We start from the raw sequence: 8,916 nt of genomic DNA, 5'->3' as shown, positions 1-8,916 counted from the left end.
GCCCCGGCCGCCGACCCATCCTGACGCATCCCGACCCGATCCACCGACGACGATAACCCGCCCGGGCTGCCGACGGCGCCCGAGGCCAAGACCAGCAAGACCAAGACCATGACCCTGTCCATGCCGCTACGCATCCTGATCGCCGCCGCCCTGCTCGGCGCCGGCTTGACCGGCGTCGCGCTCGCCCCGCGAGCTGCCGACAAGGCCGAGGCGCCGACGCCCCGCCCGGCGCTGACCGTCACCGTCGAAACGCCCGTCACGCAGCCGCTGCGCATCTCCTTGCACGCCAACGGCAACATCATGGCATGGCAGGAAGCCAGCATAGGCGCCGAGATCGGTGGGCTGCGGCTGCAGGAGGTCAGGGTGAACGTGGGCGACACGGTCAAGGCGGGACAAGTGCTCGCAACGTTCGCCGCCGAGACTGTGAGAGCCGACATCGCGCAAGCGCGGGCGGCGCTCGAGGAGGCGAGGGCCAGTGCCGCCGAAGCGCAGGCCAATGCCGAGCGCGCGCGCTCGCTGCAATCGTCCGGCGCACTGAGCGAAGCCCAGATCCAGCAATACCTGACCGCCGGCCAGACGGCCCAAGCGCGCGTGGAATCGGCGCGCGCCGCGCTTGCCGCGCAGGAACTGCGGCTGAAGTTCACCGAAGTGCGGGCGCCGGACCACGGGGTGATCTCTGCCCGCACCGCCACGGTCGGCGCTGTCGTGAACCCGGGCACCGAACTCTTCCGCATGATCCGGCAGGGCCGCCTCGAGTGGCGCGCCGAGGTCACGTCTGCCGAAGTCGGGCGCATCCGCGTGGGCGGCCCCGTGAGCGTCATGGCGGCCAGCGGCGAACGACTGCAAGGCAAAGTCAGGGCGATCGGCCCCACCGTCGATCCCCAGACCCGCAATACCCTGGTCTACGTCGACCTGCCCGGTACTGATGCCGCCCGCTCCGCGGCCAAGGCCGGCATGTTCGCGCGGGGCGACTTCGATCTCGGCAGCGCGCCGGCGTTGACCGTACCTCAGCAGTCCGTGGTCATGCGGGAGGCATTCAACTACGTATTCGTGGTGGGCCCGGACAACCGGGTCGCCCAACGCAAGGTCCGCACCGGCCGACGCGATGGCGACCGCGTCGAGATCCTGGAGGGCTTGCAGCCCGATGCACGCATCGTCGTGCGCGGCGCTGGCTTCTTGACCGACGGAGACTTGGTGCGCGTGGTCGATGCGCCCGCCCCGCCAGCACCCTCCCTCGCCCGCTGAAAGAGGGAACGCCGCGATGAATGTATCGACCTGGTCCATCCGCAACCCCATCCCAGCGGTCATGCTGTTCGTGTTGCTCACCTTTGCCGGCATGATGTCTTTTCATGCCATGAAGGTGCAGAACTTCCCCGACATCGACCTGCCCATGGTGATGGTCACGGCCGCCCTGCCGGGCGCCTCTCCCGGGCAGTTGGAAAACGACGTCGCACGCAAGCTGGAAAACTCCATCGCGACACTGCAGGGCCTCAAGCACCTCTACACGAAGATCCAAGACGGCACCGTCACCCTCACCGCCGAGTTTCAGTTGGAAAAGCCGCTACAGGAAGCGGTCGATGATGTCCGCTCGGCCGTTTCCCGCGTGCGGGCCGACATGCCCGCCGACCTGCGCGATCCCGTCATCAACAAGGTCGACCTCGCCGGACAACCCGTCCTCGCCTTCACGGTGCGCGCTGCCAGCATGGACGACGAGGCGCTTTCCTGGTTCGTCGACAACGAGGTCGCGCGCAGGCTGTTGGCCGTCCCCGGCGTCGGCGCCGTCAACCGGGTGGGCGGGGTCACGCGCGAAGTGCGGGTCTCCCTCGATCCGCAACGCCTGCAAGCGCTGGGCGCCTCGGCCGCCGACATCTCGCGCCAATTGCGGCAAGTACAGCTCGAGAGCTCGGGCGGACGCACGGACATTGGCGATGCCGAACAGCCCGTGCGTACGCTCGCGAACGTCCGCAGCGCGGAAGAGCTGGCCGACCTGCGCCTGGTACTGAGCGACGGCCGCGCCATCCGCCTGGCCGACGTCGCGACCGTCAGCGACACCATCGCCGAGCGCCGTTCCGCCGCGCTGCTCGACGGCAAACCCGTGGTGGGCTTCGAAGTCTCCCGCAGCCGCGGGGCAAGCGAACTGGACGTGGCCGAAGGCGTGTACCGGGCGCTCGACGAACTCAAGGCCCAACGCGCTGACCTGGAGATCAATGAGTCCTTCAACTTCGTCACGCCCGTAGAAGAAGATTACGAAGGCTCCATGCGCCTGCTCTATGAGGGTGCGCTGCTGGCGGTATTGGTCGTCTGGCTGTTCCTGCGCGACTGGCGCGCCACGCTGATCTCCGCCATCGCGCTGCCCCTGTCGGTCATACCCGCCTTCGCCGGCATGTATTTCTTCGGGTTCTCGATCAACCTGGTCACGCTGCTTGCCTTGTCGCTGGTGGTTGGCATTTTGGTGGACGATGCCATCGTTGAAGTCGAAAACATCGTGCGCCACCTGCGCATGGGCAAGACCCCGTTCCAGGCCGCCATGGAGGCGGCGGACGAAATCGGGCTCGCCGTGATCGCCACTACCTTCACCCTCATCGCGGTATTCCTGCCCACGGCCTTCATGAGTGGCATTGCCGGGCGGTTCTTCAAGCAATTCGGATGGACGGCTGCACTGGCGGTGTTCGCCTCGCTCGTCGTCGCCCGGGTCCTCACCCCCATGATGGCGGCCTACCTGCTCAAGCCCGCAGTCGAGCCGGGCAAGGAGCCGCGCTGGCTGAAGACCTACATGCGCTGGGTGGCCGCCTGCATGCGGCACCGCTGGCTCACCATGCTGGGCGCCGCGCTGTTCTTCATCTTGTCCGTCGCCATGATTCCGCTGTTGCCTGCGGGGTTCATGCCCGCCGACGACAACTCGCAGACCCAGGTCGCCATCGAGCTGACGCCCGGCTCGACGCTGGCCCAGACCCTGGAAGCCGCCGAACTGGTTCGGCAACGCCTGGTCCGCGTCCCCCACGTGCGCAGCGTCTACACCACCATCGGCGGTGGCGCCGCGGGCGGCGACCCCTTCGCGATGAGCGGAGCGGCCGAAGTCCGCAAGGCCACGCTCACGATTCAACTCGATCCGCGCTCCGAACGCCCCGAGAAACAGCAGATCGAAGAGCAGATCCGCGCGACGCTGCAGGAAGTCCCTGGCATCCGCACCCGCGTCGGCCTCGGAGGCGGCCATAACAAATACGTACTGGTCTTGACTGGCGATGACCCCGACGCGCTGAATGAAGCCGCCCTCGCCGTCGCCAAAGAGCTGCGCACCATCCCCGGTGTCGGCAACATCGCCTCCACAGCCAGCCTGATCCGGCCGGAGATCGCGGTCCGGCCCGATTTCGCGCGCGCCGCGGACTTGGGCATCACAAGCAGCGCCATTGCCGACACCTTGCGCATCGCCACGGTGGGCGACTACGACATCTCGCTGCCCAAGCTCAACCTCTCGCAACGCCAGGTGCCCATCGTGGTCCGCCTCGACGAGGCGGCGCGCACCGACCTTTCCGTGCTGGAGCGCCTCTCCGTTCCAGGCGCGCGCGGCCCCGTCATGCTAGGGCAAGTGGCCGACCTATCATTCTCCGCAGGCCCCGCCGTCATCGACCGCTACGACCGCTCGCGCAACATCAATTTCGAGATCGAACTCGCGGGCATCGACCTCGGCGAGGTCGCCAAGCGTGTCGCGGAGCTACCTGCCATCCGGAACCTACCCGCCGGCGTGCGCCAAGCCACCGTGGGCGACGCCGAAATCATGGGCGAGCTGTTCCAAAGCTTCGGCCTGGCCATGCTCACGGGCGTGCTGTGCATTTATATCGTGCTGGTCCTGCTCTTCAAGCACTTCCTGCACCCCGTGACCATCCTCGCCGCCCTGCCGCTATCGCTCGGGGGCGCCTTCGTCGGCCTGCTGATCGCCAACAAAAGCTTCTCCATGCCGTCGCTGATCGGCCTGGTGATGTTGATGGGCATCGCCACGAAGAACTCCATTCTCTTGGTGGAATATGCGCTGCTCGCACGCCGCGGCCACCCTGCCACCGACGCCCGACCCGCAGTGCCTGGGATGAGCCGTTGGGATGCGCTGCTGGACGCGTGCCACAAGCGGGCACGCCCCATCATCATGACGACCATGGCGATGGGCGCCGGCATGCTGCCCATCGCCATCGGCTACGGCGCGGCCGACCCGAGCTTCCGCTCGCCCATGGCGATCGCGGTGTTGGGCGGCTTGATCACCTCGACCTTCCTGAGCCTCCTGGTGATACCAGTGGTGTTCCTGTTCGTCGACGATTTCACCCAGTGGGCGGTACGCCTGGTTAGGCGGGAGAAGCCGCAGGCAGGCGAATCCGGTTGATGCCTGCCCCGATGATGCGCTCAGCCCCGCGCGGGGCGCCCACCGGCGCCTGCCATCTGCGCGACGGCCCGCATGCATGCTAGGACGAAGCCCTTCAGGAAGCGCGCGACGCCCGACATCCTGAAATGCACGCCGTGGCGGTAGATGTCCTTGAGCGCCGCGGCGAAGTACCGCAGGAACAATTTTCGGTCGATGCGGCTCAAGGCCCACAGGTGGGTGTTGATCTTGCACCTCAGGAGCTGCCGCTCCACCTTGGCGTCCGCCCAGGCGCCGACCTTGTCGTTCAGCCACTCGAAGATCGGGAAATGCACGAACAGCCGTTCGTCCCTGACGGCGATGTCCTGCCCGTCGCGCTCCTGCCTATAGTAGTAATAGCACTCCGGGATCACCGACATGCGCTTGACGCGCGACAACACCTCGAACTGGAACGGCAAATCGTCGAACCGCGGGATGTGCTCGGGGAACTCGATGCCGTTCCCGGCCAGGAATTCCCTGCGGTAGATCCGGCGCCAGATGGTCGGCTTGACCGCCAGGTAGGAAGTGACGTCGTCCACCAAGCCATGGGTCCCGCCGCCTGACCTCCCCCCCCAGGCAGTGGAATACAGCTCCTGGCGCCCGGAATCTTCGTACGCCTCGATATAGCCGCACTGCGCGACGTCGGCGGCATTGAGCACCGCCGAGCGGTAAAGCGCCTCGAACATTTCCGTATCGACCCAGTCGTCGCCGTCGACGAAGGCAACGTATTCGCCCTGGGCGATGCGGGCACCGGCATTGCGAGCGCTGGCGCAACCCCCATTGGGTTTGTGCAATACCTTGACCCGGCCAGGGTATTTCTCTGCCCACTCGTCCAGGCGGGCGCCGGTCGCGTCAGGCGATCCGTCATCGACGGCGATGATTTCCAAAGACGCCAATGTCTGGTCCACGAGCGACTGCAGGCATCGATCGATCCAGGGCAACACCTTGTAGGCAGGCACGACCACCGAGACCTCGTATGCCGGTGCGTCCCCGCACCAGGCAATGGGATCGGCCCGGCCGGCGACGCGCCAGTGCAGGCTCCCGACCCGGCCGCGGCACTGCCGGTACACATCGAGCGGATCTGCGTCCAAAGGATCGAAATCGCCGCACAAGTGATCAATGCGGAACCGCCCGAGCAAGCGCACCAGGCCGGCGGCATCGAACAGCGCGGCGTCGACCCGGACCAAGGAAAACGCCTGCAAGGGCGATGCCTCGAGTTCGTCCGTCGATGGGTAAAACATCACCCGCTCGCGCCAGCGGAGCCCCTTGACGTTTGCCAGGCAGGCATCGAGCTCATTTTTCAGGTATCCGTTCGGCTCGACCACCACGATCGTGGCGGTGGGCGAAGCCGTCAGCAGATGCACGATCTCCGCGCCGGACCGGGCGCCGACCAGCAAAATGGCGGCACCAGGCCGCGCGACGCGAAAACCCACGCCGTGATGGCCGGAATGCAGGCGAGAGAGGTCTTCCTCCAGATACTTGGATAGCAAGGGGCCATTCAACAAGGCTTTGAGCCTGTTCGATTCAGCGGATCGCAACATAGTCCGTCCTCCGGCTCAAAATGCAGGGCTCAAGCGCCCCGTGCGGCGGGCGACCCTGGCGAGGACGGCGCGCGCGAGGGTACGCCTAAGCTTCCGGCCGTGCCTCCAGCTGAACAGGAGTCCCAGCGCCCAAAACTTGGCCGTGGGCCGTTCGGACGAATACGCAGTGAGGAAGCGGGCCGCTTTCGCGCGGAAAGCGGAGACGAGTATCGCCTCCCTGCGGTCGATGCCATTCTTCATGCAATAGCGCGCCGCACTGGCATCGATGGCCGCGGCCATTTGCTCGCATGCCGCCCGGAAAAAGCGCCGGCGCGCCTTGTTCAGCGTATTTTTTCCGCACCAGTAGGTCATGCGGGCCGCCATGATCGCGATGTACGCCCGGCCCGCTTCGTCGACGCGGTACTTCTCCATGGCCTCAAAGCCCAGCGCTACCGCCTTGAGGATGTCAAAGCGCCGCTCGCTTTTTTGGTCCGTGATTTTTCCCGGCCGGTTGACGCGGTAGAAGTAACCGGTGGAATCCAGCAACAGGATTTTTCCGGCTGCGGCCAGGACTTCGACGTGCACGGGAAAATCCTCGAAATGCAACCCGAGGGGAAACTCGATGCGTTTCTCGAGCATGAACTCGCGCCGCAGCAACCGGGTATTTGCATTCGGTTCGAAGCGGAACACTTGGGGATCGCGCCGCGCGCTGGTGACGACGCACGAGCGTCCTTGTAAGACCTGGTCCCATATGGGCGCGTCGTAAAAGTCGTGCACCACGTGCGATACGCTGTCGAAAACCATTGAGCGGCACACGGCCACGTCGCATCCCGCGCGCTCGGCCAACAGCGCCAGCTTTCTGTAGCAGGACGCCTCGACCAGATCGTCGCTGTCGCAAAACCCGATGAATTTGCCGCTGGCGTACTTCACGCCCGTCATGCGGGCGGCGGACAAGCCGGCGTTCTCCTGCCGGACGTGCAGGGTCGGCACGGTACTGTTCCGCATCCAGTCGGCGATCCTGGCCGGGCTTGCGTCCGTGCTGCCGTCGTCGACGATGATGATTTCAATGTCTGGCTGCCCATCCGCGGCGATGGAGTCGAGCGTCTCGACTAGCAGGTTCTCCGTATTGAATACGGGAACGATCCACGAAATGAGAGGCGGGTCTGCGCGACCGGACGGACGCCTGTCATTGACTACTTGTTCGCTCATGATTCTCCAGATTTCGGGCAAGGCGCGTTACACATAACCGTCGGGATTCTGCGACTGCCAGCGCCACCCATCACGACACATATCTTCAATACTGCGGCTGGCACGCCAGCCGAGCAGCTCGTTCGCAGCCGAGGGATCGGCCCACATTTGCGCGACGTCCCCGGGCCGGCGGCCGAGGATTTCGTACGGCACGGTCCGGCCCGTGGTCGATTCGAACGCCTTGACCAGTTCGAGCACGCTCGTCCCCCTGCCTGTCCCCAGGTTGAAGGCAAAACACCCCGGCCTCGCCCGGCGCGCGTATTCGACGGCCTTCACGTGGCCATCCGCCAGGTCCGACACGTGCAGATAATCCCGGACCCCGGTTCCGTCAGGCGTCGGATAGTCATTCCCGAACACCAACAGCTTCTCGCGCTTTCCTATGGCAACCTGGGTGATGTACGGGAAGAGGTTATTGGGCGTGCCACGCGGCGACTCCCCTATCTGCCCGCTGGCGTGGGCGCCGATGGGGTTGAAATAGCGCAGGTTTACGGCCGTCCTGCCTGGGTCCGCCGCGCACCAATCGGCGAGCATCGCTTCGACCATGGCCTTGGTCCGCCCGTACGGATTGGTGGGGGCCAGCGGATGGTCCTCCGTGTACGGCAAGGACCTGGGTTCCCCGTACACCGTGGCAGACGAGCTGAACACGATGCGCCTGACCTGGGCCCGCTCCATCGCCTGCAGCAGGACGATGCTTCCGTATACGTTATTGTCGTAGTAGTCCAGGGGCTTGGCCACCGACTCTCCGACAGCCTTCAGGCCCGCGAAATGCACGACGCACTCCACTGGCGCCCCCTGCTCCCGCGCGAGCGAGAACAGGGCATCGAGCACACTTGCGTCTCGGACATCGCCCTCGCGCCAAGTGACGGAACGCCCAGTCAACGCTTCGACCCGGCGCAGCACTCCGGGCGAACTATTGCAAAAATTGTCCAGCACGATCGGGTGGTACCCGGCCGCGAGAAATTCCACGAGCGTATGGGAGCCGATGTAGCCAGCCCCTCCAGTGACGAGTACAGAGGTTTTCATTGGAAGCTGTCGGCGATGAGCGGATGGACGATGTGCATTCCTACAGGAACACACCGGGGGGCGGTTGGCGGTCGAACAGGCGCGCGGATTTCAACGCGGACAGCAACATGCTGCACCGCGCTCGCCCCTTGCGCGTCGCTAGACCGATCAACATCAAGGCGGACGTAAGCAGATAGGGCTTGAGCCGCACCAGGGCGTTCTCGCCGTACCGGAAATACACGACGAACAGGTTCCGGAACATATAAAAACCCTTCCAGGAATCCAAGGCATGCTGCTGCACGAACTCGAGCTGCCGGACCATCACTGCGTCGCGCACCGCGAAGATCCGATAACCAGCACGCCGGATGCGGAGCGCATAATCGACGTCGTCGTAGAAGATGAAATAGCGCGCATCCGGATACCCCACGACGTCGACGACGGAACGGTGCACCATGAACCCCTCGAATGCGACGTTCTCCACCTCGAGCACGGGCGGCATCTGCGAGCGCACGCGGAAGGCCTGCTCGACCGAACGCGTCTTGCTGTGGACCACGAACGGGTTTCTCAAATCGAACTTGATGGCGGAACGCTCGACCAGGTCTCCGTTCGGCCTCGTGCGCACGGCGATCATCGCGGGATCCCCGCGCTCGATCAGCCGCTGGGCGCACTCTGGCTCCGGAACGACGTCGTCGTCCATCAGCCAGATCCATTCCCACCCGGCTTCGTGCGCCAGCTGGACGCCGAGCGCAAACCCGCCCGCCC

6 protein-coding genes are annotated in these 8,916 nt (G+C 65.3%); 2 read left to right on the top strand and 4 right to left on the bottom strand.

What is annotated here, in order from left to right:
• Positions 1-108 precede the first annotated feature (108 nt).
• Positions 109-1,245, top strand: a complete 1,137-nt coding sequence (locus IRZ12_RS12970) for an efflux RND transporter periplasmic adaptor subunit (protein WP_296469081.1) — start codon at positions 109-111, stop codon at positions 1,243-1,245.
• A 16-nt stretch (positions 1,246-1,261) separates the two neighbouring features.
• Positions 1,262-4,369, top strand: a complete 3,108-nt coding sequence (locus IRZ12_RS12965) for an efflux RND transporter permease subunit (RefSeq protein ID WP_296469079.1) — start codon at positions 1,262-1,264, stop codon at positions 4,367-4,369.
• 20 nt (positions 4,370-4,389) lie between these two features.
• Here the strand turns inward: IRZ12_RS12965 and IRZ12_RS12960 are convergent, their stop codons facing one another.
• From IRZ12_RS12960 to IRZ12_RS12945, 4 genes are all read right to left on the bottom strand, one after another.
• Positions 4,390-5,925, bottom strand: coding sequence for a glycosyltransferase (locus tag IRZ12_RS12960; RefSeq protein ID WP_296469078.1), 1,536 nt, complete (start codon positions 5,923-5,925; stop codon positions 4,390-4,392).
• A 15-nt stretch (positions 5,926-5,940) separates the two neighbouring features.
• Complete coding sequence (locus tag IRZ12_RS12955) at positions 5,941-7,113, bottom strand: glycosyltransferase family 2 protein (RefSeq protein WP_296469076.1); 1,173 nt, start codon at positions 7,111-7,113, stop codon at positions 5,941-5,943.
• A 27-nt stretch (positions 7,114-7,140) separates the two neighbouring features.
• Positions 7,141-8,175: a UDP-glucose 4-epimerase GalE gene (gene galE, locus IRZ12_RS12950; protein ID WP_296469074.1), complete on the bottom strand. Its 1,035-nt coding sequence runs from the start codon at positions 8,173-8,175 to the stop codon at positions 7,141-7,143.
• Positions 8,176-8,215: 40 nt separating this feature from the next.
• A partial coding sequence (locus IRZ12_RS12945; protein WP_296469072.1) for a glycosyltransferase occupies positions 8,216-8,916 on the bottom strand: 701 nt, incomplete at its 5' end.

Source organism: Pigmentiphaga sp., assembly GCF_019689535.1.
Lineage (GTDB): Bacteria > Pseudomonadota > Gammaproteobacteria > Burkholderiales > Burkholderiaceae_B > Pigmentiphaga.
Note: the sequence above shows the minus strand (reverse complement) of the source record. Positions and strands in the feature narration are given on the sequence as shown.

Coding starts and splice junctions, on each gene's coding strand:
- IRZ12_RS12970 (WP_296469081.1), top strand. CDS start 109: ATGACCCTGTCCATGCCGCTACGCATCCTGATCGCCGCCGCCCTGCTC.
- IRZ12_RS12965 (WP_296469079.1), top strand. CDS start 1,262: ATGAATGTATCGACCTGGTCCATCCGCAACCCCATCCCAGCGGTCATG.
- IRZ12_RS12955 (WP_296469076.1), bottom strand. CDS start 7,113: ATGAGCGAACAAGTAGTCAATGACAGGCGTCCGTCCGGTCGCGCAGAC.
- IRZ12_RS12960 (WP_296469078.1), bottom strand. CDS start 5,925: ATGTTGCGATCCGCTGAATCGAACAGGCTCAAAGCCTTGTTGAATGGC.
- galE (WP_296469074.1), bottom strand. CDS start 8,175: ATGAAAACCTCTGTACTCGTCACTGGAGGGGCTGGCTACATCGGCTCC.